Source organism: Stenotrophomonas acidaminiphila (genome assembly GCA_002951995.1).
GTDB classification, from domain to species: domain Bacteria; phylum Pseudomonadota; class Gammaproteobacteria; order Xanthomonadales; family Xanthomonadaceae; genus Stenotrophomonas; species Stenotrophomonas acidaminiphila_A.
In genome coordinates, this window is sequence record CP019797.1 from 1,478,232 (window position 1) to 1,503,120 (window position 24,889).

Annotated in this window: 20 protein-coding genes, 2 tRNA genes and 3 pseudogenes; 23 read left to right on the forward strand and 2 right to left on the reverse strand. The window is 67.2% G+C overall.

The window, feature by feature from the left end; translation table 11 throughout:
- The first annotated feature begins 227 nt into the window (after positions 1–227).
- Together B1L07_06560 and B1L07_06565 are read left to right on the forward strand one after the other, a co-directional pair.
- On the forward strand, positions 228–1,115 hold the full coding sequence (locus B1L07_06560) for an acetyl-CoA carboxylase subunit beta (protein ID AUZ54817.1): 888 nt from the start codon (positions 228–230) through the stop codon (positions 1,113–1,115).
- Positions 1,115–2,484: pseudogene (locus B1L07_06565) on the forward strand (phosphoglucosamine mutase). The gene B1L07_06560 and the pseudogene B1L07_06565 overlap by 1 nt, the downstream one beginning before the upstream one ends.
- A gap of 114 nt (positions 2,485–2,598) precedes the next feature.
- Here B1L07_06565 and B1L07_06570 read toward each other — a convergent pair.
- Complete coding sequence (locus B1L07_06570) at positions 2,599–3,453, reverse strand: hypothetical protein (protein ID AUZ54818.1); 855 nt, start codon at positions 3,451–3,453, stop codon at positions 2,599–2,601.
- The gene (locus B1L07_06575; protein AUZ54819.1) at positions 3,365–4,612 is read right to left on the reverse strand and encodes a glycosyltransferase family 1 protein; all 1,248 of its coding nucleotides are present in this window, start codon (positions 4,610–4,612) and stop codon (positions 3,365–3,367) included. Before B1L07_06575 ends, B1L07_06570 begins: the two co-directional genes overlap by 89 nt.
- Positions 4,613–4,795: 183 nt before the next feature.
- Between B1L07_06575 and B1L07_06580 the strand changes: the two are divergent.
- From B1L07_06580 to nusA, 21 genes and pseudogenes are all read left to right on the forward strand, one after another.
- Positions 4,796–5,730 (forward strand): annotated as a pseudogene (locus B1L07_06580) (flavonol synthase).
- Positions 5,731–5,892: 162 nt separating this feature from the next.
- Positions 5,893–6,648: a triose-phosphate isomerase gene (locus B1L07_06585; protein AUZ54820.1), complete on the forward strand. Its 756-nt coding sequence runs from the start codon at positions 5,893–5,895 to the stop codon at positions 6,646–6,648.
- A gap of 28 nt (positions 6,649–6,676) precedes the next feature.
- Positions 6,677–7,099: a preprotein translocase subunit SecG gene (locus tag B1L07_06590; GenBank protein ID AUZ54821.1), complete on the forward strand. Its 423-nt coding sequence runs from the start codon at positions 6,677–6,679 to the stop codon at positions 7,097–7,099.
- A gap of 52 nt (positions 7,100–7,151) precedes the next feature.
- Positions 7,152–7,236, forward strand: a tRNA-Leu gene (locus B1L07_06595).
- Between the two features lie 112 nt (positions 7,237–7,348).
- Complete coding sequence (locus B1L07_06600; protein ID AUZ54822.1) at positions 7,349–7,705, forward strand: NADH-quinone oxidoreductase subunit A; 357 nt, start codon at positions 7,349–7,351, stop codon at positions 7,703–7,705.
- Positions 7,696–8,250 carry an NADH dehydrogenase gene (locus B1L07_06605; GenBank protein AUZ54823.1) on the forward strand — a complete coding sequence of 185 codons (555 nt, stop codon included), beginning with the start codon at positions 7,696–7,698 and terminating at the stop codon, positions 8,248–8,250. Before B1L07_06600 ends, B1L07_06605 begins: the two co-directional genes overlap by 10 nt.
- Positions 8,251–8,282: 32 nt before the next feature.
- On the forward strand, positions 8,283–9,035 hold the full coding sequence (locus B1L07_06610) for an NADH-quinone oxidoreductase subunit C (protein AUZ54824.1): 753 nt from the start codon (positions 8,283–8,285) through the stop codon (positions 9,033–9,035).
- Complete coding sequence (locus B1L07_06615) at positions 9,032–10,339, forward strand: NADH dehydrogenase (GenBank protein AUZ54825.1); 1,308 nt, start codon at positions 9,032–9,034, stop codon at positions 10,337–10,339. The genes B1L07_06610 and B1L07_06615 overlap by 4 nt, the downstream gene beginning before the upstream one ends.
- 91 nt (positions 10,340–10,430) lie before the next feature.
- A complete protein-coding gene (locus B1L07_06620; protein ID AUZ54826.1) occupies positions 10,431–10,958 on the forward strand; it encodes an NADH-quinone oxidoreductase subunit E in 528 nt (175 codons plus the stop codon).
- Positions 10,959–10,961: 3 nt separating this feature from the next.
- Entirely contained in the window at positions 10,962–12,299 is a 1,338-nt protein-coding gene (locus tag B1L07_06625) for an NADH-quinone oxidoreductase subunit F (GenBank protein AUZ54827.1), read from the forward strand.
- Complete coding sequence (locus B1L07_06630; GenBank protein ID AUZ54828.1) at positions 12,296–14,542, forward strand: NADH-quinone oxidoreductase subunit G; 2,247 nt, start codon at positions 12,296–12,298, stop codon at positions 14,540–14,542. The genes B1L07_06625 and B1L07_06630 overlap by 4 nt, the downstream gene beginning before the upstream one ends.
- Positions 14,539–15,633, forward strand: a complete 1,095-nt coding sequence (locus B1L07_06635; GenBank protein ID AUZ54829.1) for an NADH-quinone oxidoreductase subunit H — start codon at positions 14,539–14,541, stop codon at positions 15,631–15,633. The genes B1L07_06630 and B1L07_06635 overlap by 4 nt, the downstream gene beginning before the upstream one ends.
- A gap of 3 nt (positions 15,634–15,636) precedes the next feature.
- A complete protein-coding gene (locus B1L07_06640) occupies positions 15,637–16,125 on the forward strand; it encodes an NADH-quinone oxidoreductase subunit I (GenBank protein AUZ54830.1) in 489 nt (162 codons plus the stop codon).
- A 10-nt stretch (positions 16,126–16,135) separates the two neighbouring features.
- Entirely contained in the window at positions 16,136–16,795 is a 660-nt protein-coding gene (locus B1L07_06645) for an NADH:ubiquinone oxidoreductase subunit J (protein AUZ54831.1), read from the forward strand.
- On the forward strand, positions 16,792–17,097 hold the full coding sequence (locus B1L07_06650; protein ID AUZ54832.1) for an NADH-quinone oxidoreductase subunit K: 306 nt from the start codon (positions 16,792–16,794) through the stop codon (positions 17,095–17,097). The genes B1L07_06645 and B1L07_06650 overlap by 4 nt, the downstream gene beginning before the upstream one ends.
- A gap of 7 nt (positions 17,098–17,104) precedes the next feature.
- The gene (locus B1L07_06655) at positions 17,105–19,243 is read left to right on the forward strand and encodes an NADH-quinone oxidoreductase subunit L (GenBank protein ID AUZ54833.1); all 2,139 of its coding nucleotides are present in this window, start codon (positions 17,105–17,107) and stop codon (positions 19,241–19,243) included.
- A gap of 20 nt (positions 19,244–19,263) precedes the next feature.
- Positions 19,264–20,775, forward strand: a complete 1,512-nt coding sequence (locus B1L07_06660; GenBank protein ID AUZ54834.1) for an NADH-quinone oxidoreductase subunit M — start codon at positions 19,264–19,266, stop codon at positions 20,773–20,775.
- Between the two features lie 37 nt (positions 20,776–20,812).
- A complete protein-coding gene (locus B1L07_06665) occupies positions 20,813–22,273 on the forward strand; it encodes an NADH-quinone oxidoreductase subunit N (GenBank protein AUZ56494.1) in 1,461 nt (486 codons plus the stop codon).
- Positions 22,274–22,480: 207 nt separating this feature from the next.
- Positions 22,481–22,557: transfer RNA gene (locus tag B1L07_06670), tRNA-Met, on the forward strand.
- 196 nt (positions 22,558–22,753) lie between these two features.
- On the forward strand, positions 22,754–23,344 hold the full coding sequence (locus B1L07_06675) for a ribosome maturation factor (protein ID AUZ54835.1): 591 nt from the start codon (positions 22,754–22,756) through the stop codon (positions 23,342–23,344).
- 4 nt (positions 23,345–23,348) lie between these two features.
- Positions 23,349–24,859: pseudogene (gene nusA / locus B1L07_06680) on the forward strand (transcription termination/antitermination protein NusA).
- The last annotated feature ends 30 nt before the right edge of the window (positions 24,860–24,889 follow it).

Here is a 24,889-nt window from a genome sequence, read left to right on the forward strand (position 1 = left end):
GCCCCTAAGACCGCGCGGACCTGTCCGCGGCGGACGCCGGCGGGTCCCGCGGCTGGCCCGCGGGACGACCCGTGGGGGAGGCCGATCGGGCAGGGCGGGGTGCCATCGCGTTTCCGGGCGATGCTGCCGGCCCGGGCTCTGTACGCTACCGTCGGTTTGCCGCCGCGCGCTAGACTGTCGGCCCTGTCGCGGCCCCCGGGCCGCCTAGAACGGAACCGTCATCCCGCATGAGCTGGCTCAGCAAATTGATGCCTTCGGGCATCCGCACCGACAACACGCCCAACCGGAAACGCAGCGTCCCTGAGGGGCTTTGGGAAAAGTGCAGCAGTTGCGGTGCCGCCCTGTACCGGCCGGAGCTGGAGGAGAACCTGGAGGTCTGCCCCAAGTGCGGCCACCACATGGCGATCCGCGCCCGGGCCCGCCTGGCGTCGCTGTTCGATGCCGACAGCACCACCGAGATCGCCGCGCGCCTCGGGCCGACCGACCTGCTCAAGTTCAAGGACCAGAAGAAGTACGCCGAACGCATCAAGGCCTCGCAGAAGAACACCGGCGAGTACGACGCGCTGGTGGCAATGCGCGGTACCGTGAAGGGACGCCCGCTGGTCGCGGCCTCGTTCGATTTCGCCTTCATGGGCGGCTCGATGGGCTCGGTGGTCGGCGAGCGCTTCGCACTGGCGGCCGAGACCGCGCTGGAAATCGGCGCGCCGTTCGTGTGCTTCTCCGCCAGCGGCGGCGCGCGCATGCAGGAAGGCCTGTTCTCGCTGATGCAGATGGCCAAGACCTCGGCCGCGCTGGGCAAGCTGCGCGAAGCCGGCCTGCCGTACATCTCGGTGCTGACCCATCCCACCACCGGTGGCGTGTCCGCCTCGTTCGCGATGCTGGGCGACATCAACATCGCCGAGCCGCAGGCGCTGATCGGCTTCGCCGGCCCGCGGGTGATCGAGCAGACCGTGCGCGAGAAGCTGCCCGAAGGCTTCCAGCGCGCCGAGTTCCTGCTCGAGCACGGTGCCATCGACCAGATCTGCGACCGCCGCGAGATGCGGCAGCGCCTGGCCGACCTGCTGGCGATGCTGATGCGCCGCGAGCGCCCGGCCGACGACGTGGCCGCCGCCTGATGGTGGCGCGCAGGTATTTCGGCACCGACGGCATCCGCGGCCGGGTCGGTGAAGGCGCGATTTCCGCCGATTTCGTACTGCGCCTGGGCAATGCCTACGGCCAGGCGCTGGTGCGCGCCACCCAGGCGCGCGTCGCCGGCCGCAAGCCGCTGGTGGTGATCGGCAAGGACACGCGCATCTCCAACTACATGTTCGAGGCCGCGCTGGAGGCCGGGCTGGTGGCGGCCGGGGTGCACGTGCAGCTGATGGGGCCGATGCCGACCCGGCGGTGGCGCACCTGACCCGCTCGCTGCGCGCCGACGGTGGCATCGTCATCTCCGCCTCGCACAACCCGCACCACGACAACGGCATCAAGTTCTTCTCCGCGCAGGGCGAGAAGCTCGACGACGCCACCGAGCTGTCGATCGAGGCCGCGCTTGAGCAGCCGTTCGCGACCGTGGCCTCGGAGCAGCTGGGCAAGGCGGTGCGCACGCGCGATGCGATCGGCCGCTATGTCGAGGCCTGCAAGAATTCGGTGCCGCGCGACTTCGACCTGCAGGGCATGCGCATCGTGGTCGATTGCGCCAATGGCGCGACGTACCAGGTGGCGCCGCTGGTGCTGCGCGAACTGGGAGCCAGCGTCGAGGCGATGGGCGTCGAGCCCAACGGCGTGAACATCAACGACGGGGTCGGCTCGATGTACCCGCAGGCGCTGGCCGCCCGGGTGCGCGCCAGCGGAGCCCACCTGGGCATCGCCTTCGACGGCGACGGCGACCGCCTGCTGTTCGTGGACAGCGATGGCGTGGTGCACGATGGCGACGACCTGCTGTACCTGCTGGCGCTGGACTGGAAGGCCAGTGGCCGCCTGCACGGGCCGGTGGTGGGCACGCTGATGACCAACTACGGGTTCGAGCAGGCGCTGGCGCAGGCCGGCATCGGTTTCCTGCGCGCCGACGTCGGCGACCGCTACGTGCACAAGGCGCTGCTGGAACACCATGGCGTGCTCGGCGGCGAAGCCTCGGGTCACCTGCTGTGCCTGGACCGGGCCACCACCGGCGACGGCATCATCAGCGCGCTGCAGGTGCTGGAGGTGCTCCGGCGCCGCGGCATCACCCTGCAGCAGGCGCTGGCCGGGCTCAGCCGGGTGCCGCAGCAGACCATCAATGTCCGGGTCGGGCAGGGCATGTCCGCCAAGGAGATCGTCCGCTCACCGGCGGTGGCCGCGGCACTGGCCGGCGCGCAGGTCGCGATCGTCGGGCGCGGACGCGCGTTTCTGCGTCCGTCCGGCACCGAGCCGGTGGTGCGGGTGACGGTGGAGGCCGACGACGCCGGGTTGATGCAGGCCACGCTCGAGCGCCTGGCCGACGCGGTCAAGGCCGCCGCAGCATGACCAAACGCCCCGGATCCCCGGGCGTTTTGCTTTGTCTTCCCGCCATCCCTGAAGGCAGCCTGGCGTGCCGGCGGCATGTGCTGCCCCGCGGCGGTGCCGGGCGCCCGGCGCCGGTCACGGCCCGGCGACCATGCCCCGGCGCTGCGCCTTGAAGCGGTTGAACAGCGGCGCGATCAACGGGTGGTAGCTGCTGGCGATGCGCTTGCGCAGCCACTTCGCCGGCCGGTTGCGGATGGCGAAACGGTAGATGTGCTCCGGGTCCCCGCCCACCAGGTTGCGGCCGAACGGATGGGTGGTGTGCAGGTAGCGGAAGCCGAGTTCGCGCGCGATCCGCACGTAGTCCTCGTCGAAATCGCCATAGGGCCAGCACAGGGTGTCGGAGGCCTCGCCCAGTTCCGTGCGCAGTTCATCGCGTGCGCGCACCAGGTCCTCGCGGATGCCCGCGCACTTCTGTTCGCGGCTGATTTCCATGCGCAGCCAGCGGGTATGGGTATGGGTATGGCAGTGCATCTCGAAGGTGCCGGCGGCGATGGCCGCGCGCGCCTCGCTCCAGCGCATCATCACCTCGTCGGGGCGGTCCAGGCGGAAGATCGCGTCCTCGCAGCCGCGGTGGTCCGGCGTGGGCGGCAGCGCCATGCCGGCTTGGCCGGCGTGCGGGCGTACCTCGCCCTGGCCCATCCAGCCGGTGACCAGGAACACGACCGCGTGCATGCCGTACTTCTGCAGGACAGGGTGGGCGTAGACCCAGTTGTCCAGGTAGCCGTCGTCGAAGGTGATGAGGATGGATCTGCGCGGCACCGGCGCGCCGGCCAGGAAGCCGGCGTACTGCTGCATGGTCAGCGAGGTCCAGCCGTCGGCGGCCAGCCAGGCGATCTGGCTTTCAAAGTTTTCCGGTGAGACGGTGATCATGCCCGGCGACGGGCTGACGTGGTGGTGCATCAGCACCGGTACCGACTTGGCGTGGGCCATGTCCCAATTCCTCGAGCCACTGGTGGTAAAGGTGTTCGGTGGCTTCGCAATGCCCCGCCGCCGTGAAGCGGTGTTCGCCGCGGATCCAGTCCAGGCCGGCGCGGCCCATCGCCTGGCGGAGTTCGCCGCAGGCTGCCAGCGTGCGCAGCGCGGCGGTCAACGCGGCCGGGTCCCCGGGCGCGACGAGAATAGCATTGGCCTGTTCGACCACCATTTCCGGAATGCCGCCCACGCGCGTGGCGACGATCGGCACGCCGGCCTGGGCGGCCTCCAGGAACACGGTCCCGGCGGCCTCCTTGTGGCTGGGCAGGGCGAACACGTCGAAGCCGGCCATCAGTCGCGCCGCGTCGGCGCGGTAGCCGGGCAGGTGCACCTGGCTTTCGATGCCGTACTGCGCGCGCATGGCCTTCAGTCGCGTCATGACCGGCTCGCCGTCGCCGACGATCAGCAGGTGCAGTTTCGGGTCCGCCCGGCACAGCGGCGCGATCGCGTCGAGCAGGTCGAGGTGGCCCTTGGGCTCGCGCAGCACCGCCACGCACCCGACCACGACGTCGTCCTCGCCGAAACCCAGTCCGGCGCGGATCTCGGCGCGCAGTTGCCGCAGCTCCGCCCAGGAGCGCGCCGGCGGTTCATCGCCGCTGGGCAGCGGCGATTGCGCCATCGGCGGCACCACGCCGATCCGCCCCGGGGCGATGCCGCGTTCCTGCAGCAGGCGCTTGACGAACTGGCTGACGGTGATGACCCGCTGCGGCAGCCAGGTGTAGGTCAGCAGCGAGTGCACCGGGCTCATCAGGTGGCGCGAGCGCACCACCAGCGGAGCGCCCGCCAGGCGTGCCCCGGCGGCGGCGATCAGCGCATCGCGGCGGCTGGTGACGTTGACCACGTCATAGCGGTGCGTGCGCACCAGGTGGCGTACCGCGGGGATGCCCCGCAGCAGCCGCGGCAGCCCGCCCATCTCCAGCGTGTGCACGACGAAGCCGTGGTCGCGCGCGGCCTCGGCCAGGCGCGCGCCGGGCTGGCACAGCAGGGACATGTCGTGTCCACGCGCGCGCATGGCCAGCAGGTGGCGCAGCAGGTAGATCTCCTGGCCACCCATGCCGCGCGCGGCCTCGGTATGCAGGATCTTCAGCGGGCGGTCCGTCAGCGGGGCGGGTTCCATGCAGGCCACGGGGTGGGGAAGGGACCGGGGCGGGTTGCCGGTCCGGCGCCCGCCGCGGGCGCTCGAATTGTATCCTTTTGTATCAATGTGTCAGCGACCGGCCACAAGGGCGATCTGTCACAATATTCAGACGGGCGGCAGGGTGCTGCCGGCCCGGCTATCCATGACAAGCCAGGAACCGCTGTGAGCAAGATCCCAACCCTCGACATCACCCGCTTCGACAGCGACCGCGAGGCCTTCGTGGCCGAGCTGGGCGCGGCCTATCGCCAGTGGGGGTTCGCGGGCATCCGCAACCACGGCATCCCGCAGGCCGACATCGACGCGGCCTACGATGCCTTCAAGGCGTTCTTCGCCCTGCCCGAAGAGGTCAAGCGCAAGTACCACGTGGCCGGCGGCGGCGGCGCCCGCGGCTACACCCCGTTCGGCGTGGAGACCGCCAAGGGCTCCAAGCACTTCGACCTGAAGGAGTTCTGGCACATCGGCCGGGAAATCCCGACGACTCGCCGTACCGCGAGGTGATGCCGCCGAACCTGTGGCCCAGTGAGGTGCCCGGGTTCCGCGAGCGCGGCTATGGCCTGTACCAGGCGCTGGACAACCTGGGGTCGCGCGTGCTGTCGGCGCTGGCCCTGCACATCGGGCTGCCGCAGGATTTCTTCGCCGACAAGACCAACAACGGCAACTCGATCCTGCGTCCGATCCACTACCCGCCGATCACCACCGATGACATCCCGAACGTGCGTGCCGGCGCCCACGGCGACATCAATTTCATCACCCTGCTGGTCGGCGCCAGCGCCGCGGGGCTGGAAGTGCAGTCGCGCGATGGCGAGTGGGTGCCGTTCACGTCCGATGCGGACACCATCGTGGTCAACATCGGCGACATGCTGCAGCGCCTGACCAACCATGTGTACCCGTCGACCATCCACCGCGTGGTCAACCCCCCGGGCGAGCTGGCCCGCCAGCCGCGTTACTCGGTGCCGTTCTTCCTGCACCCGAACCCGGATTTCCTGATCGACGTGCTGCCCTCGTGCATCACCGCGGACAACCCGAGCCGGTACCCGGAGGCGATCACCGCCCATGGCTTCCTCGAGGAGCGCCTGCGCGAGATCAAGCTGAAGTAAGCAACGAAGGCCGCCGCGAGGCGGCCTTCGCCGTCATGCCGCCTGCGCACGGCGGGCGGTGTGCGGTCCCGCGGCGGGTGTCTCGTGTTGTCCGCCGGTTGTCCTGCGGCTGTCCGGAGTGGGCTATCCTTCGCCCACTTTTCACCTTGGAGTCGCTCCTGAATGCGCCGCACCATCGTTGCCGGTAACTGGAAGCTGCATGGCAGCCGTCAATTTGCCACCGAGCTGGTGGGGCAGGTGGCTGCCGGCCTGCCGCTGCAGGGGGTCGAGCTGGTGATCCTGCCGCCGCTGCCTTACCTGGGGGATCTGGTCGAGGACTTCGAGGGCACCGCGCTGGCCTTCGGCTCGCAGGACGTCAGCAGCAACGAGAAGGGCGCCTACACCGGCGAGGTCTCGGCCGCGATGCTGGTGGACGTGGGGGCCAGGTACGGCCTGGTCGGCCACTCCGAGCGTCGCCAGTACCACCATGAAAGCAGCGAGCTGGTCGCGCGCAAGTTCGTGGCCGCGGTGCATGCCGGCCTGGTGCCGGTCTTGTGCGTCGGTGAGACGCTGGAGCAGCGCGAGGCCGGGCAGACCGAGCAGGTCATCGCCGCGCAGCTGGCACCGGTGCTGGAGCTGGCCGGGGTCGATGCCTTCGCCGGGGCGGTGGTGGCGTATGAGCCGGTCTGGGCCATCGGCACCGGCCGTACCGCCAGTCCGGAGCAGGCGCAGGCCGTGCACGCCTTCATCCGTGGCGAAGTCGCCGGGCGCGATGCTAGAATCGCTGATTCGCTGCCGATCCTGTATGGCGGCAGCGTGAAGCCCGACAATGCTGCAGAGCTGTTCTCACAGCCTGACGTCGATGGCGGGCTGGTAGGCGGCGCTTCGCTGGTGGCGGCAGATTTCCTGGCCATCGCGAGGGCGGCAGCCGGTCGCTAACGGTGGAACTGTCCGGGACGGATTTCAAATGCTGATGTTGATCCTCAATGTGGTCTATGTGCTGGTGGCGGTCGCGATGATCGCGCTGATCCTGATGCAGCGCGGCTCCGGCGCGGCGGCGGGCTCGGGCTTCGGCGCCGGTGCTTCGGGTACGGTGTTCGGCGCCCGTGGCGCGTCCAACTTCCTGTCCAAGTCCACCAAGTGGCTGGCCGTGGTGTTCTTCGGCATCAGCCTGTTCATGGCCTGGTACGCCAGCCATGGCGCGCGCCCGGCCGAGCAGGGGCTGGGCGTCATGTCCCAGGCCCAGGCGCCGGCTCCGGCCGCCCCGGCGGGCGAGCTGCAGTCCGTTCCGCAGGCCGCGGCCGCGGGCGAAGTGCCGCAGGCGGCGCCTGCGGCAAATAATCCGGCGCAGAGCGAAGAAAAGCCCGCCGAGGGCTCGCATAAAGACTGAAGACGGTTACAATACGCGCCGCACTGCAGAGCCGGTGCGCTGACGTAAGTAAGCCCAGGTGGCGGAATTGGTAGACGCACTACCTTGAGGTGGTAGCGACGCAAGTCGTAGGGGTTCGAGTCCCCTCTTGGGCACCATGAGTTTGTTATGCGGGTATGCGGGATGCGGCAGCTCCCGCCGAGGCAAGTCCCGTCAATCCCCATGCGCGGGCGCCTGCAGGTGCCCGGGCAGAGGCAAGAGAGAATCGCTGTGCTGGCCGAATATTTGCCGTCCCTGCTGTTTCTGATCGTCGCCACCGGCATCGGCGTCGCCCTGATGCTGATCGGTCGTTTCCTTGGCCCCCGCAGCCCCGACGAGCAGAAACTGTCGCCGTACGAGTGCGGCTTCGAGGCGTTCGAGAACGCGCGCATGAAGTTCGACGTGCGCTATTACCTCATCGCCATCCAGTTCATCGTCTTTGACCTGGAAATCATCTTCATCGTGCCCTGGACCCAGGTGTTCATGGAGCTGGGCGCCCGCTCGCTCGTCACCATGGGCCTGTTCGTGGGCATGCTGTTCCTCGGCTTTATCTACGTGTGGAAGAAGGGAGCGCTGGAATGGGAGTGATTCAGACTCTCGATGGCCTGATGAACAACCCCATCCCGGAAGGGCGGGTTGACGACATCCTCCGGCCCGAAGGCGACAATCCGCTGCTCGAGAAGGGTTACGTCACCACCAGCGTCGACGCCCTGCTGAACTGGGCGCGCACCGGCTCGATGTGGCCGATGACCTTCGGCCTGGCCTGCTGCGCGGTCGAGATGATGCACGCCGGCGCCTCGCGCCTGGACCTGGACCGCTATGGCGTGGTGTTCCGCCCGTCGCCGCGCCAGTCCGACGTGATGATCGTCGCCGGCACCCTGGTCAACAAGATGGCCCCGGCGCTGCGCAAGGTCTATGACCAGATGCCCGACCCGAAGTGGGTCATCTCGATGGGCAGCTGCGCCAACGGCGGTGGCTACTACCACTACTCGTACGCGGTGGTGCGTGGCTGCGACCGCGTGGTGCCGGTGGACGTGTACGTCCCGGGCTGCCCGCCGACCGCCGAGGCGCTGGTGTACGGCATCCTGCAGCTGCAGAAGAAGATCTGGCGCACCCAGACCATCGCCCGCTGATTCCCTTTCAAGTCAAGAGCACGCCAGCCCCCATGGCCCAGCAAGCACCTTCACTCATCGACCGACTTCGCGCGCGTTTCGCCGGTGCGCAGGTCTCCGTGGTCGAACCGCGCGGCGAAGTGACGCTGGAGGTTCCGTCGGCCGACTGGCATGCCGTGGCCGTCGCCCTGCGCGACGAGTTCGGCTTCGAGCACGCCACCGACCTGTGCGGCGTCGACTATCTCGGCTACGGCAGCGACGAGTGGGATACGTCCGACGTTTCCTCGCACGGCTTCAGTCGTGGCGTCGAAGGCAAGGGTGCCGGCCGCTTCGCCTGGGGTGAGTTCCCCAGCCACGAAACCGCCAATGGCGCGCAGCCCGACGCGCTGCCGAAGCAGCGCTTCGCCGTGGTCGTGCAGCTGCGTTCCTACCAGCACAACCAGCTGCTGCGCATGCGCTGCTTCGCCCCGGACGAGGCGCTGCCGGTGGTCGCGTCGCTGACCAGCGTATGGCCGGGCCTGAACTGGTTCGAGCGCGAGGCGTTCGACCTGTACGGAGTGATCTTCGAAGGCCACCCGGACCTGCGCCGCATCCTGACCGACTACGGTTTCGTCGGCCATCCGTTCCGCAAGGATTTCCCGCTGATCGGCAACGTCGAAGTGCGTTACGACGAAGAAAAGAAGCGCGTGGTCTACGAGCCGGTGACTTCGGTCGAACCGCGCGTGGGCGTGCCGCGCGTGATCCGCGACGACGCCCGCTTCCAGACCGCCGAAGGCGAGCGCGCGCAGACGGAGGCAAGCAAGTGAGCGAGTTCCACCAGGCCACCGGGGCCTTTGCCAGCAATCCCGCCGAAGCCCGGCAGGAGATCCGCAACTACACCATGAACTTCGGCCCGCAGCATCCGGCCGCGCATGGCGTGCTGCGCCTGATCCTGGAGATGGACGGCGAGACCATCATGCGCGCCGACCCGCACGTGGGCCTGCTGCATCGCGCCACCGAGAAGCTGGCCGAGTCCAAGCCGTTCAACCAGTCGATCGGCTACATGGATCGCCTGGACTACTGCTCGATGATGTGCAACGAGCACGCCTACGTGCGTGCGATCGAGACTCTGGCGGGCATCGAGGTGCCGGAACGCGCGCAGTACATCCGCACGATGTTCGACGAGATCACCCGCATCCTCAACCACCTGATGTGGCTGGGTTCGAACGGGCTCGACCTCGGTGCGATGGCGGTGATGCTGTATGCGTTCCGCGAGCGCGAGGAGCTGATGGACTGCTACGAGGCGGTGTCCGGCGCGCGCATGCACGCGGCCTACTACCGCCCGGGCGGCGTCTACCGCGACCTGCCGGACACGATGCCGAAGTACAAGGAATCGCGCTGGCACAAGGGCAATGCGCTCAAGCGCCTGAACGCGGCCCGCGAAGGCTCGCTGCTGGACTTCCTGGAGAACTTCACCAACGAGTTCCCCAAGCGCGTCGACGAGTACGAGACCCTGCTCACCGACAACCGCATCTGGAAGCAGCGCACCGTCGGCATCGGCGTGGTCAGCCCGGAGCACGCGCTGGCGTGGGGCATGACCGGCGCCATGCTGCGCGGCTCGGGCATCGCCTGGGACCTGCGCAAGAAGCAGCCGTACGCCAAGTACGACGCGGTCGATTTCGACATCCCGCTGGGCACCAACGGCGACTGCTACGACCGTTACCTGGTCCGCGTCGCCGAGATGCGCCAGTCCAACCGGATCATCCAGCAGTGCGTGCGCTGGCTGAAGGCCAACCCCGGCCCGGTCATGGTCCGCAATTTCAAGGTCGCCCCTCCGTCGCGTGCGGAGATGAAGGACGACATGGAAGCGCTGATCCACCACTTCAAGCTGTTCAGCGAAGGCTACTGCGTGCCGGCCGGCGAGACCTACGCCGCGGTCGAGGCGCCCAAGGGCGAGTTCGGCTGCTACCTGGTCTCCGACGGCGCCAACAAGCCGTTCCGCGTGCACCTGCGTGCGCCGGGCTTCGCCCACCTGTCCTCGATCGACTCGATCGTGCGCGGCCACATGCTGGCCGACGTGGTGGCGATGATCGGCACCTACGACCTCGTGTTCGGCGAGGTCGACCGGTAATGCCGGGCAAGCGCACAACGCCCGGTGCCAGCGCGGCCATGCTGCTGCAGGCACCGGTTTCCCAGGATCTGCTATTGGTTGAGGTCGGCCGATGAAGGCGACAGGTAATTTCGAGGCGGCGCGCGACGTCGACCCGATGGTGGTGTTGAGCGACAAGACCCGTGCTCACATCGATCACTGGCTGACGAAGTTCCCGCCGGAGCGCAAGCGCTCGGCGGTGCTGCAGGGCCTGCACGCCGCGCAGGAGCAGAACCAGGGCTGGCTGAGCGACGAGCTGATCGCCGCGGTGGCCAAGTACCTGGACCTGCCGTTCGTGTGGGCCTACGAGGTCGCCACCTTCTATTCGATGTTCGAAACCCAGAAGGTCGGCCGCAACAACGTCGCCATCTGCACCAACATCAGCTGCTGGCTCAATGGCGCCGAGGACATCGTGCGCCATTGCGAGAAGAAGCTGGGCATCAAGCACGGCGAATCGACCCCGGACGGCCGCGTCTACCTCAAGCGCGAGGAAGAGTGCCTGGCCGGCTGCGCGGGCGCGCCGATGATGGTCATCAACGGTCACTACCACGAGCGCCTGACGCTGGACCAGGTCGACGCGCTGCTGGACGGGCTGGAGTAAGGCATGGCACACCACGAATCCAGGGGCCCGGTCGGTCCGGCGCCGCTTCCGCACAACGTGGTCTACACCACGCTGCACTACGACACCCCGTGGTCGTACGAAAACTACCTCAAGACCGGTGGTTACGCCGCGCTGCGCAAGATCCTCGAAGAGAAGATCGCGCCGGCCGACGTGATCGAGATGGTCAAGCAGTCCGGCCTGCGCGGCCGTGGCGGCGCGGGCTTCCCGACCGGCCTGAAGTGGTCGTTCATGCCCAAGGACGCGCCGCAGAAGTACATCCTGTGCAACTCGGACGAGTCCGAGCCGGGCACCTGCAAGGACCGCGACATCCTGCGCTACAACCCGCACTCGGTGGTGGAGGGCATGGCCATCGCCTGCTACGCCACCGGTTCGACCGTGGGTTACAACTACCTGCGCGGCGAGTTCCACCACGAGCCGTTCGAGCACTTCGAGCAGGCCCTGGCCGATGCCTACAAGCATGGCTGGCTGGGCAAGAACGTGCTGGGCAGCGGCGTGGACATCGACATCTACGCGGCGCTGGGCGCCGGCGCCTACATCTGCGGCGAAGAGACCGCGCTGATGGAGTCGCTGGAAGGCAAGAAGGGCCAGCCGCGCTACAAGCCGCCGTTCCCGGCCAACTTCGGCCTGTACGGCAAGCCGTCGACGATCAACAACACCGAGACCTACGGCTCGGTGCCGGCGATCATCCGCAACGGCCCGGAGTGGTTCAAGGGCCTGAGCAAGACCGCCAACGGCGGCCCCAAGTGCTTCTCGGTGTCCGGCTGCGTGCAGAAGGGCGGCAACTTCGAGGTGCCGCTGGGCACCACCTTCGACGAACTGCTGGAAATGGCCGGTGGCCTGCGCCCGGGCCGCAAGCTGAAGGGCGCGATTCCGGGCGGCGTGTCGATGCCGGTGCTGACCGCCGAGCAGCTCAAGGGCCTGCCGATGGACTACGACACCATCCGCGCGCTGGGCTCGGGCCTGGGCTCCGGTGCCATCGTGGTGCTGGACGACAGCGTGTGCTGCGTCAAGTTCGCCTGCCGCATCAGCCAGTTCTTCCACAAGGAATCCTGCGGCCAGTGCACCCCGTGCCGCGAGGGCACCGGCTGGATGCACCGCGTGCTGGAGCGCATCGTCGCCGGCAAGGCCACGATGGAAGACCTGCACCAGCTGCGCACCGTCGCCGGGCAGATCGAAGGCCACACCATCTGCGCCTTCGGCGAAGCGGCGGCATGGCCGATCCAGGGGTTCCTGCGCCAGTTCTGGGACGAATTCGAGTACTACATCGTCAACGGTCATTCGATGGTTGACGGCAAGAAGGTGGAGGCTGCTGCCGCATGAGCGCGCAACCTGTAAATCCGAGCGAGGCGCCGGTGGTGCCGGAAGGACACGTCACCATCGAGATCGATGGGCAGACGCTGTTCGCGCCCAAGGGGTCGATGATCATCCAGGCCGCCGACAAGGCTGGCATCCCGATCCCGCGCTTCTGCTACCACGAGAAGCTGCCGATCGCGGCCAACTGCCGCATGTGCCTGGTCGACGTCGAGAAGTCGCCCAAGCCGTCGCCGGCATGTGCCACGCCGGTCATGGATGGCATGAAGATCCAGACCCGCAACGAGAAGGCGCTCAAGTACCAGCGTTCGGTCATGGAGTTCCTGCTGATCAACCACCCGCTGGACTGCCCGATCTGCGACCAGGGCGGCGAGTGCGAGCTGCAGGACGTGTCGCTGGGCTATGGCCGCTCTGTCAGCCGCTTCAACGAGCGCAAGCGCGTGGTGGCCGACGAGGACATGGGCCCGCTGGTCGCCACCGAGATGACCCGCTGCATCCAGTGCACCCGCTGCGTGCGTTTCACCGCGGAAATCGCCGGCACCTACGAGCTGGGCGGCATGTACCGTGGCGAGAACCTGCAGATCGGCACCTATGACGGCAAGCCGCTGACCACCGAGCTGTCCGGCAACGTGATCGACGTGTGCCCGGTGGGCGCGCTGACCAACAAGGTGTTCCAGTTCCGCGCCCGCCCGTGGGAGCTGACCGCGCGCGAATCGCTCGGCTACCACGACGCGATGGGCTCGAACCTGTTCCTGCACGTGCGTCGCGGCGAAGTGCTGCGTGCGGTGCCGCGTGACAACGAACTGGTCAACGAGTGCTGGCTGTCCGACCGCGACCGTTATTCGCACCAGGGCCTGTACGCCGCCGACCGCGCGCTCAAGCCGCTGCAGAAGGTCAACGGCGAGTGGAAGGAAGTGAGTTGGGCCGAAGGCCTGGCCGCCGCCCGCGAGATCCTGGACGGCAACCGTGGCGACGACCTCGGCGTGCTGGTGCACCCGTCGACCTCCAACGAGGAGGGCGCGCTGCTGGCCCGCCTGGCCGCCGGCCTGGGCTGCACCAACATCGACCACCGCATCGACAACCGCGACTTCTCCGACGCCGCGTCCGCCGAAGTGTTCGGCGCCACGCTGGCCGAGATCGAAGGCGCCGACCGCATCGTGCTGCTGGGCAGCAACATCCGCCACGAGCTGCCGCTGCTGCACGCGCGCCTGCGCAAGGCGCAGACCAAGCATGGCGCGCAGGTGTTCGCGATCAACCCGGTCGACTTCGACTTCGCGTTCACGCTGGCCGGCAAGCAGATCGTCGCCCCGTCGAAGTTCGCCGACGCGCTGGCCAGTGCCGAGCTGCGTGCGGCGGTGCAGGGCGGTGGCAATACCGTGCTGATCGTCGGTGGCATCGCCGAGAACCATCCGCAGGCCGCCGCGATCCGTGCCGCCGCGCGCGAATTCGCCGCCGCCACCGGCGCCCGGCTGTGCCGCATCCCGCAGGGCGCCAATGCCGTCGGCCTGTCCCGCGCCGGCGTGTTGCCGGCCGGCAAGGACGTCGCCACGATGCTGGCGCAGCCGCGCAAGGCGTACGTGCTGTACGGCATCGAGCCGGGCCTGGACTTCGCCGACAGCGCCGCCGCGCGCAAGGCGCTGGCCGCTGCCGGGGTGGTGGCGTTCAGCCACTTCGCCTGCGCTTCGACCCGCGACGTGGCCGACGTGATCCTGCCGATCGGCGCACTGCCGGAAATCGACGCGACCCTGACCAACCTCGACGGCCACGAGCAGCAGGCCCGTGCCGGGGGCAAGCTGCCGGGCGAGGCCCGCGAGGGCTGGCGCGTGCTGCGCGCCCTGGGTGGCGATCTGCAGCTGGCCGGTTTCGGCTTCACCGACCTGGCAGGCCTGCGTGCCGGCCTGCAGCCGGTGCAGGTGAAGGTGGCCGCGTCCGCGCAGCCGCAGGTCGCGGGCGAGGGCCTGGAAGTGGCGTCGACCGCCGCGATCTACCGCACCGACGCGGTGGTCCGCCGCGCCGCGGCGCTGCAGGCGCACCCGCTGAACAACGCGCCGCGCATCGTGCTCAACAGCGATGACGCCGCGCGCCTGCAGCTGGTGGAAGGGCAGATGGCCAAGGTCGGCACCGATGCCGGCAAGGCGACCCTGCCGGTCGTGGTCGACGCGTGCGTCGCCGCCGGTGCGGTCTGGATTGAATCGGGCCACGGCGCCACCGCGCCGCTGGGCGCCGCTCGGGTAACGGTGGTGGCTGCATGAACGAGTTGCTGTTGAACGCGGTCGATCCGCTGCACCAGTGGTTGCTGGCACTGGGCGACATCGGCGTCGTGCTGTGGACGGTGCTGAAGATCCTGGTGATCGCCATGCCGATCATCGTGTCGGTGGCGTTCTACGTGTTGTGGGAGCGCAAGCTGATCGGCTGGATGCACGTCCGCCACGGGCCGATGTACGTCGGCCTCGGTGGCCTGCTGCAGGCCTTCGCCGACGTCACCAAGCTGCTGTTCAAGGAAATCGTGCGCCCGGCCAACGCGCACAAGGCAATGTACGTGCTGGCGCCGCTGATCGTGCTGGCGCCATCGTTCGCCGCCTGGTCGGTGGTGCCGTTCGACTACAAGCTGGTGCTGTCCAACGCCAACGTCGGCCTGCTGTACCTGCTGGCGATGACCTCGCTGGGCATCTACGGCGTGATCCTGGCCGGCTGGGCGTCCAACTCCAAGTACGCCTTCCTCGGCGCGATGCGCTCGGCCGCGCAGATGGTCAGCTACGAGATCGCCATGGGCTTCGCGCTGGTCGGGGTGATGATCGCCGCCGGCAGCCTGAACCTGACCGAGATCGTGCTGGCGCAGAAGGGCAGCTCGGGCCTGTTCGACTGGTTCCTGCTGCCGCTGCTGCCGCTGTTCGTCGTGTACTGGGTGTCCGGCGTGGCCGAGACCAACCGCGCCCCGTTCGACGTGGTGGAGGGCGAGTCGGAAATCGTCGCCGGCCACATGGTCGAGTATTCCGGCGGTGCGTTCGCGCTGTTCTTCCTGGCCGAGTACGCCAACATGATCCTGATCAGCTTCCTGATCTCGATCTTCTTCCTGGGCGGCTGGCTGAGCCCGATCCAGGGCTGGGTCACGGCGGACGTGTCGCCGTGGGTCGACTGGATCTGGAACGGTGGCTGGCCGTGGCTGCTGGCCAAGGTGTTCTTCTTCGCCAGTTCCTACATCTGGTTCCGCGCCACGTTCCCGCGCTTCCGCTACGACCAGATCATGCGTCTGGGCTGGAAGGTGTTCATCCCGCTGACCATCGCGTGGATCGCGGTGACCGCACTGCTCGTGTTCTACGGCGTGATCCAGAGAGGCGTTTGATTCATGAAAAAGATCACCCACTATTTCAAGAGCCTGCTGCTGCTGGAGCTCGTCTCCGGCATGTGGCTGACGCTGAAGTACGCGTTCAAGCCCAAGTACACCGTGCTGTACCCGATGGAGAAGTTCCCGCAGTCGCCGCGTTTCCGCGGCCTGCACGCGCTGCGCCGCTACCCGAACGGCGAGGAACGCTGCATCGCCTGCAAGCTGTGCGAAGCGGTGTGCCCGGCGCTGGCCATCACCATCGACTCGGCCAAGCGCGAGGACGGTACCCGCCGCACCACGCGTTACGAGATCGACCTGTTCAAGTGCATCTTCTGCGGTTTCTGCGAGGAGAGCTGCCCGGTGGATTCGATCGTGGAAACCCACATCCTCGAGTACCACTTCGAGAACCGTGGCGAGAACATCGTCACCAAGCCGCAGCTGCTGGCCATCGGTGATCGGCTGGAAGCCGAGATCGCCGAACGCCGTGCCGCCGACGCCGCCTTCCGCTGAGGACCGAAAGATGGATTGGGTAAATATCGCCTTCTGGTTCTTCTCGGTCGTGGCGGGGCTGTCGGCCCTGTCGGTGATCAGCGTGCGCAACCCGGTGTATGCCGTGCTGTGCCTGATCCTGACCTTTTTCTCCGTCGCCTGCGTCTGGCTGCTGGTCGGCGCCGAGTTCCTCGGCGTCACCCTGGTGCTGGTGTACGTCGGCGCGGTGATGGTGCTGTTCCTGTTCGTGGTGATGATGCTGGACGTCGAAACCGACAGCCTGCGCGAGGGCTGGGTGCGCTACCTGCCGGTCGGGCTGGTGGTGGCGGTGGTGATGCTGCTGCAGATGCTGACCCTGATCGGCATCAAGGCCCGTGCGGCCGCCCCGTTCCCGGCGGACAACGCCGCCGCCGCGGCCGCCGACAGCTCCAACATCACCTGGCTGGCGCGCAGCCTGTTCACCGAGTACCTGCTGCCGTTCGAGTTCGCCGCGGTGATCCTGACCGTGGCGGTGATCGCCGCGGTGATGCTGACCCTGCGCCGCCGCACCGGCGTGAAGACGCAGAATCCCTCGGAGCAGACCCGTGTCCGCGCCAGCGACCGCCTGCGCATCGTGAAGATGGCGGCCGAGAAGCCGGTGCCGCTGACCGATACCCTGCACAACGAAGGCGGCGAGGAGGCCAAGCCATGATTTCCCTGGGCCACATGCTCGCGCTCGGCGCGGTGATGTTCTGCATCTCCGTCGCCGGCATCTTCCTCAACCGCAAGAACATCATCGTGCTGCTGATGTCGATCGAGTTGATGCTGCTGTCGGTGAACATCAACTTCGTCGCCTTCTCGCGGCAGCTCGGCGACACCGCCGGCCAGCTGTTCGTGTTCTTCATCCTGACCGTGGCCGCGGCGGAAGCCGCCATCGGCCTCGCGATCCTGGTGACCCTGTTCCGTACCCGCCACACCATCAACGTTGGCGAAGTCGATTCGTTGAAGGGCTGACCCACAGATGGAAATCACTCTCTCCAAGAGTCTGTTGATCGCAGTGGTGCTCGCACCGCTGTTCGGCAGCATCATCGCCGGCCTGTTCGGTCGCCAGGTGGGGCGCAAGGGCGCCCAGTACGCCACCATCCTGGGCGTGGCGGTCAGCTGCGCACTGTCGCTGCATACCCTGTACCAGCTGCTGTGGGGCGGGGCGCAGCCGTTCAACCAGAACATCTACACCTTCTTCGAAGTCGGCCAGTACACCGCGCATGTCGGTTTCATGGTCGACCGCCTGACCGCGATGATGATGGTGGTGGTGACCTTCGTGTCGCTGCTGGTGCACATCTACTCGATCGGCTACATGGCCGATGACGATGGCTACCAGCGCTTCTTCAGCTACATCTCGCTGTTCACCTTCTCGATGCTCACCCTAGTGATGAGCAACAACTTCCTGCAGCTGTTCTTCGGCTGGGAAGCGGTGGGCCTGGTGTCGTACCTGCTGATCGGCTTCTACTTCAAGAAGCCCAGCGCGATCTTCGCCAACATGAAGGCGTTCCTGGTCAACCGCGTGGGCGACTTCGGCTTCCTGCTCGGCATCGCCGGCGTGCTGTGGGTGTTCGGCACCCTGGACTACGCCACCGTGTTCGCCAATGCGCCGCTGCTGAACGACCCCAACGCGCTGATCCAGGTGTGGTCGGGTTCGATCAACCTGTTCGGCCATCCGGTGCAGGTGCTGAGCGAGCCGGTGATCTGGTCGATCGCCACCCTGATCTGCATCTGCCTGTTCATCGGTGCGATGGGCAAGTCGGCGCAGGTGCCGCTGCACGTGTGGCTGCCCGATTCGATGGAAGGCCCCACCCCGATCTCGGCGCTGATCCATGCCGCGACCATGGTCACCGCCGGCATCTTCATGGTGACCCGCATGTCGCCGCTGTTCGAGCTGTCGCAGACCGCGCTGAACTTCGTGCTGTTCATCGGTGCCACCACGGCCTTCTTCACCGGCCTGATCGGCATCGTGCAGAACGACATCAAGCGCGTGGTCGCCTACTCGACGCTGTCGCAGCTGGGCTACATGACCGTCGCCCTGGGTGTGTCGGCCTATTCGGGCGCGGTGTTCCACCTGATGACCCACGCCTTCTTCAAGGCGCTGCTGTTCCTGGGTGCCGGCTCGGTCATCATCGGCATGCACCACGAGCAGAACATGATGAAGATGGGCGGCCTGCGCAAGTACATGCCCATCACCCACATCACCATGTGGATCGGCACCCTGGCGCTGGTGGGCACGCCGTTCTTCGCCGGCTTCTACTCGAAGGACACCATCATCGAGGCCGCCGCGCTGCATGCCCACACCTCGGACAACTGGGTGGCGACCTACGGCTACTGGGCGGTGCTGGGCGGCGTGATCGTCACCAGCTTCTACAGCTTCCGCCTGCTGTTCCTGACCTTCTTCGGCAAGGAACGCTTCCGTGACGCGCATGACGACCACGGCCACGACGCCCACCACCATGGCGACGCGCATGGCCACGGCGCACACGAGCCGCACGAGTCGCCGTGGGTGGTGACCCTGCCGCTGATCCTGCTGGCGATCCCGTCCATCCTGATCGGCTTCTTCACCATCGGCCCGATGCTGTTCGGCACCGGCTGGGACGGCCACGCCGCCGCCACCGGGATCCCCGGCCAGACCCTGTCGTTCTTCACCGGCATCGTCGATTTCTACGATCCGGCGCGCGACACCATCGCCGCGGTGGGCAGGGAGTTCTGGCACGGTTCGGTGGCCTACGCCCTGCACGGCATGATGATGCCGGCGTTCTGGCTGACGGTGGCCGGTTTCATCCTGGCCTGGGTGTTCTACATCTGGAAGCCCGAGCTGGCAGGCAAGTCCCGCAAGGCCCTGGCGCCGGTGGTATCGGTGCTGGAGAACAAGTACGGCTTCGACAAGCTGTGGATCGATGGTTTCGCCGGTGGCAGCGTCAAGCTTGGCAAGGCCGCCCGTGCCGTGGACAGCAACGTGGTGGATGGTGTGGTCAACGGCGCGGCCCGCGTGGTCGAGCTTGCCGCCAACCTGCTGCGCCGCACCCAATCCGGTTTCCTCTACCACTACGCCTTCGTGATGATCATCGGCCTGATCGCCCTGCTGGGCCTGCTGATGCATTTCTCGCGTTGACCTGTACGGAATAAGAAGACGTGTCGAACTGGCCCCTACTCAGTATCCTCATCTGGCTGCCGATCCTCGGCGGTGCGTTGATTCTTGCCGTGCGCAACGCCCAGGCTGCCCGTTGGGCGTCCCTGGCGGTGGCACTGCTCACCTTCCTGTTGAGCCTCGGCCTGCTCACCGGCTATGACCGCACCGCCGCCGAGGTGATGCAGTTCGTCGAGCAGCATCCGTGGATTCCCGCCTACGGCATCGGCTACAACCTGGCGGTGGACGGCATCGCCATCGCGCTGGTGCTGCTGACCACCCTGGTGGGCGTGCTGGCGCTGGTCGGCGCCTGGGGCGTGATCGACAAGCGCGTCAACCAGTACGTGGCCGCCTTCCTGATCCTGGAAGGCGTGACGGTGGGCATCTTCGCCGCCACCGACGCGATGCTGTTCTACGTGTTCTTCGAAGCCATGCTGATCCCGATGTTCCTGATCATCGGTGTCTGGGGTGGCCCGCGCCGCATCTATGCCGCGCTGAAGTTCTTCCTGTACACCTTCCTCGGCTCGGTGCTGATGCTGGTGGCGCTGATCTACCTGTACATCAAGGGCGGCAGCTTCCAGCTGGCCGACCTGTACCAGCTGCAGCTGTCGGCCAGGGAGCAGACCTGGGTGTTCTTCGCGTTCCTGATCGCCTTCGCGGTCAAGGTGCCGATGTTCCCGGTGCACACCTGGCTGCCGGACGCGCACGTGGAAGCGCCGACCGCCGGTTCGGTGATCCTGGCCGCGATCGCGCTGAAGATCGGTGGCTACGGCTTCCTGCGCTTCAACCTGCCGATCGTGCCCGATGCCAGCCACGAGTGGGCCTGGCTGGTGATCGCGCTGTCGCTGGTGGCGGTGATCTACGTCGGCCTGGTGGCGCTGGTGCAGGATGACATGAAGAAGCTGGTGGCCTATTCCTCGGTCGCGCACATGGGCTTCGTCACCCTGGGCACGTTCACCGCGCTGTGGCTGGTGCGCGAGGCCGGCAACGCCGATGCCGCCCGCCTTGGCCTGCAGGGTGCGATGGTGCAGATGGTCTCGCACGGCTTCGTGTCCGGCGCGATGTTCTCCTGCATCGGCGTGCTCTACGACCGCCTGCACACCCGTCGCATCGCCGACTACGGCGGCGTGGCCAACGTGATGCCGTGGTTCGCTGCATTCGCGCTGCTGTTCTTCATGGCCAACTCCGGCCTGCCGGGCACCAGTGGTTTCGTCGGCGAGTTCATGGTGGTGCTGGCCAGCTTCCAGTGGGAGCCGCTGGTGGCGCTGGCTGCGGCCACCACGCTGATCATCGGCGCGGCGTATTCGCTGTGGCTGTACAAGCGCGTGTTCTTCGGCGAGGTGGGCAACGCCCACGTGGCCGAGATGAAGGACATCAACGGGCGCGAATGGCTGGTGCTGGGCGTGTTCGCGGTCGGTACGCTGGCGCTTGGCGTGTATCCGCGTCCGCTGACCGAACTGATGGAGCCCTCCATCGCCAAGCTGGCGATGCAGATCGCATCGAGCAAGCTGCTGTAAGCGGCCCCGTCGAGAGTATTGATTCCAGGATTTGATGATGACAACGCCGACGCTACTGCCGTTGACCGCCGCCGACCTCCCGCCGTTGCTGCCAGAACTGGTGGTGATCGGCGGGGCCTTCGCCCTGCTGATCCTCGACCTGTTCATCAGCAACCGCCACAAGGTCTGGACCCACTTCCTGTCGGTCGCCATCCTTGCCGTTGCTTTCGCCATGCTGCTTGGCGGCGTGGGCGGGCAGGGCGAGGTGTTCCATGGCATGTTCATCCGCGACAACGCCGCCGACGTCATGAAGACGGTGGTGGTGCTGGTCAGCGGCCTGACCCTGATCTATGGCTGGAGCTACCTGCGCGAGCGCAACCTGTACCAGGGCGAGATCGCGGTGCTGGTGCTGTTCGCCACCGCGGGCATGATGCTGCTGGTCTCCGCCGGCAGCCTGCTGATGGTCTACCTGGGCCTGGAGCTGCTGGCGCTGTGTTCCTATGCGCTGGTGGCCAGCAACCGCGACAACAAGCTGGCCGCCGAAGCGGGCATGAAGTACATCGTGCTCGGCTCGCTGGCCTCTGGCCTGCTGCTGTACGGCATGTCGCTGGTGTATGGCGCCACCGGTTCGCTGCACCTGGACGTGATCCATGCCGCCGCCACCCAGTCGGACGAGCGTGTGCTGCTGCTGACCGGCGCGGTGTTCATGGTCGCCGGCGTCGCCTTCAAGCTGGGCGCCGCGCCGTTCCACATGTGGCTGCCGGACGTCTACCAGGGTGCGCCGGCGCCGATCGCGCTGTTCATCAGTTCGGCCCCGAAGCTGGCCGCGTTCGGCATGGCCTATCGCCTGCTCGAAGCCGGCGTCGGCCCGTTGTCGAGCGAGCTGCAGTACGTGCTCGCGGGCCTTGCCGCGCTGTCGCTGGTGGTGGGTAACCTGATGGCCATCGCCCAGGTCAACCTCAAGCGCATGTTGGCCTATTCGACGGTCTCGCACATCGGCTTCCTGCTGATGGGCGTGGCCGGCGGCGGCGCCGCCGGCTATTCGTCGGCGATGTTCTACGCCGTGGCCTACGCGATCATGTCCACCGCCGCTTTCGGCGTGATCGTCGCGCTGTCGCGCTCGGGCTTCGAGGCCGAGAGCATCGACGACTTCAAGGGCCTGAATGCGCGCAATCCTTGGATGGCCGGGCTCATGCTGTGCGCCATGTTCTCGCTGGCCGGCATCCCGCCGTTCCTGGGCTTCTGGGCCAAGCTGGCGGTGCTGGGCGCGGCGGTCAACGGTGGCCTGCTGTGGCTGGTGATCCTGGGCGTGATCAGCGCGGTGGTGGGCTGCTTCTACTACCTGCGCGTGGTCAAGGTCATGTACTTCGACGAGCCGGTGGGCGAGCCGCTGCCGCGCAACAATGACCGTCTCCTGGGCATCGTGCTGGGCGTGAACTGCGTGGCGCTGCTGGTGCTGCCGGTTGCGCTGGGGCCGCTGCTGGCCTGGATGCGCAACGCATTTGCCCATTTGTCATAAAAAGCGATACAAAACGGCGCGATTCATGTAATATGCGCGCACTGAGTTGAGGGCGGTGCCGGCAAGTCGGTATCGCCAGGCCATCGCAGGATGGTCAGCCGGAACGTGGAGCGTTCCGGGTTTCAGCGGAATCCCCGGATTCCCTGAAACAATGAAGTAAAAAAGGCTTGCGGTAACGGTCCAATTACTTCATAATTCCGCTTCTGCTGCGGGGTGGAGCAGTCTGGCAGCTCGTCGGGCTCATAACCCGAAGGTCGCAGGTTCAAATCCTGCCCCCGCTACCAGTTCCGGCCTTCTTCAACATCTGTTGTGGAAGGCTGAATCTGGGCTCGCAGGAACGATTGCTTCCGTTCCTGCAACCGGAATCCAGTCACCGGATTCATACCGGACAAAGGGCCCAGTCGGGCCCTTTGTTGTTTCCGCAAAACGAAAAGTCCGGCCGGTTCTTCCCGTTTCCCATTACCCAAATCAAGGCAGGCTGTGAGCGACAAGGCTACTGAAATCGCGAATCTGCTGGGCCCCACCGTGCAGGCGTTGGGCCTGGATCTGCTGGGCGCCGAGTATCTGCCGGCGCCGGGCGGCGCCACGCTGCGTCTGTACATCGACGTGCCGCTGGCCGAGCAGCCCGAACGCGTGGTCAACATCGACGACTGCGAGCGGGTGAGCCGCGAGGTCTCCGCGCAGTTGGACGTCGAGGATCCGATCAGCGGCAACTACACGCTGGAGGTGTCTTCCCCGGGCGTGGACCGGCCGCTGTTCACCCTGGAGCAGTTCGAGCGCCACCTGGGCGAGTCGGCCAAGGTCGGGCTGAAGCTGCCGCAGGAGAACCGGCGCCGCCTGCAGGGCGAGATCGCCGCTGTGGATGCCGATGCCGGCACCGTGACCTTCGTGGTCGATGGCAAGCCGTTCGTGGCGGCTTTCGACAATATCGACAAGGCGCGCATCATTCCGGACTGGGCCGCGCTTGGCCTGGCTCCGACCAAACCGACCGGCCCGGCCCCCAGGCAGGGGAGCGCGGCCAGGAACAAATCCAATAACGAAACCGCGGCCCGCAAGCCGCGCGCGGAGTAAGCCGATGAGCAAGGAACTTCTGCTGGTAGTCGACGCGGTCGCCAATGAGAAAGGCGTGCCGCGCGAAGTGATCTTCGATGCGATCGAGGCGGCGCTCGCCTCCGCGGCCAAGAAGCGCTATGTGGACCAGGACGTGCTCGCGCGCGTTTCGATCGACCACAAGGACGGCAGCTACGAGACTTTCCGCCGCTGGGAAGTTGTGGCCGACGACGTGGTGATGGAGTCGCCGGACCGCCAGATCCGCCTGATGGACGCGATCGAGGAGGCCGACGGCGTCGAGGTCGGCGACTATATCGAGGAGCAGATCGAGAACCCGGACTTCGGGCGCATCGCCGCGCAGGCCGCCAAGCAGGTGATCGTGCAGCGCGTGCGCGAGGCCGAGCGCCAGCAGGTCGTGGACGCGTGGAAGGACCGTGTCGGCGAGCTGGTGACCGGCGTGGTCAAGCGTGCCGAGCGCGGCAACATCTACGTCGACCTGGGCGGCAACGCCGAGGCGTTCATCCCCAAGGATAAGGGCATTCCGCGCGACGTGCTGCGCGCCGGCGACCGCGTGCGCGGTTACCTGGCCGAGGTGCGTTCGGAGCCGCGCGGCCCGCAGCTGTTCATCAGCCGCGCCGCCCCGAGTTCATGATCGAGCTGTTCAAGCTGGAAGTGCCGGAAGTCGGCCAGGGGCTGGTCGAGATCAAGGCCTGCGCCCGCGACCCGGGTGACCGCGCCAAGATCGCGGTCATCGCCCACGACAGCCGCACCGATCCGATCGGCGCCTGCATCGGCATGCGCGGTTCGCGCGTGCAGGCGGTGAGCAACGAGCTCAACGGCGAGCGCGTGGACATCGTGCTGTGGAACGAGAATCCGGCCAATTTCGTCATCAACGCGATGGCGCCGGCCGAGGTGCAGTCCATCATCGTCGATGAGGAAAAGCACTCGATGGACCTGGCCGTGGCCGAAGAGCGCCTGGCCCAGGCGATCGGCAAGGGCGGCCAGAACGTGCGCCTGGCCAGCCGCCTGACCGGCTGGCAGCTCAACGTCATGACCCAGGACCAGGTCGCCGCCAAGTCGGAGGCCGAGCAGGCCGTCGCCCGCCAGCTGTTCATGGACAAGCTGGAAGTGGACGAGGAAATCGCCGGCATCCTGGTCAGCGAGGGCTTCAGCACCGTCGAGGAAATCGCCTACGTGCCGATCGGCGAGCTGCTGGCGGTGGAGGGCTTCGACGAGGACATCGTCGAGGAACTGCGCGCCCGCGCCCGCGACGCACTGCTCAACGAGGCGCTGGCGGTGGAAGAGGGCGCCGAGGAAGGCGTGCCGGCGGCGGACCTGCTGGCGCTGCCGGGCATGGACGAGGCCACGGCCTATGCGCTGGCCGGGAACGGCGTGCGCACCAGCGAGGACCTGTCGGACCTGGCGGCCGACGAAGTCCTGGAGTTCGGCATCGAGGGCATGGACCTGGAGCGCGCCGCGGCGCTGGTCCTGGCAGCCCGCGCCGAGGAGATCGCCCGTCTGGAGCGCGGCGAATGAGCCAGCGATGAACAGGGCCCTGAGCCGCTC

Coding starts and splice junctions, on each gene's coding strand:
- B1L07_06560 (AUZ54817.1), top strand. CDS start 228: ATGAGCTGGCTCAGCAAATTGATGCCTTCGGGCATCCGCACCGACAAC.
- B1L07_06570 (AUZ54818.1), bottom strand. CDS start 3,453: ATGGCCCACGCCAAGTCGGTACCGGTGCTGATGCACCACCACGTCAGC.
- B1L07_06575 (AUZ54819.1), bottom strand. CDS start 4,612: ATGGAACCCGCCCCGCTGACGGACCGCCCGCTGAAGATCCTGCATACC.
- B1L07_06585 (AUZ54820.1), top strand. CDS start 5,893: ATGCGCCGCACCATCGTTGCCGGTAACTGGAAGCTGCATGGCAGCCGT.
- B1L07_06590 (AUZ54821.1), top strand. CDS start 6,677: ATGCTGATGTTGATCCTCAATGTGGTCTATGTGCTGGTGGCGGTCGCG.
- B1L07_06605 (AUZ54823.1), top strand. CDS start 7,696: ATGGGAGTGATTCAGACTCTCGATGGCCTGATGAACAACCCCATCCCG.
- B1L07_06610 (AUZ54824.1), top strand. CDS start 8,283: ATGGCCCAGCAAGCACCTTCACTCATCGACCGACTTCGCGCGCGTTTC.
- B1L07_06620 (AUZ54826.1), top strand. CDS start 10,431: ATGAAGGCGACAGGTAATTTCGAGGCGGCGCGCGACGTCGACCCGATG.
- B1L07_06625 (AUZ54827.1), top strand. CDS start 10,962: ATGGCACACCACGAATCCAGGGGCCCGGTCGGTCCGGCGCCGCTTCCG.
- B1L07_06630 (AUZ54828.1), top strand. CDS start 12,296: ATGAGCGCGCAACCTGTAAATCCGAGCGAGGCGCCGGTGGTGCCGGAA.
- B1L07_06635 (AUZ54829.1), top strand. CDS start 14,539: ATGAACGAGTTGCTGTTGAACGCGGTCGATCCGCTGCACCAGTGGTTG.
- B1L07_06640 (AUZ54830.1), top strand. CDS start 15,637: ATGAAAAAGATCACCCACTATTTCAAGAGCCTGCTGCTGCTGGAGCTC.
- B1L07_06645 (AUZ54831.1), top strand. CDS start 16,136: ATGGATTGGGTAAATATCGCCTTCTGGTTCTTCTCGGTCGTGGCGGGG.
- B1L07_06650 (AUZ54832.1), top strand. CDS start 16,792: ATGATTTCCCTGGGCCACATGCTCGCGCTCGGCGCGGTGATGTTCTGC.
- B1L07_06655 (AUZ54833.1), top strand. CDS start 17,105: ATGGAAATCACTCTCTCCAAGAGTCTGTTGATCGCAGTGGTGCTCGCA.
- B1L07_06665 (AUZ56494.1), top strand. CDS start 20,813: ATGACAACGCCGACGCTACTGCCGTTGACCGCCGCCGACCTCCCGCCG.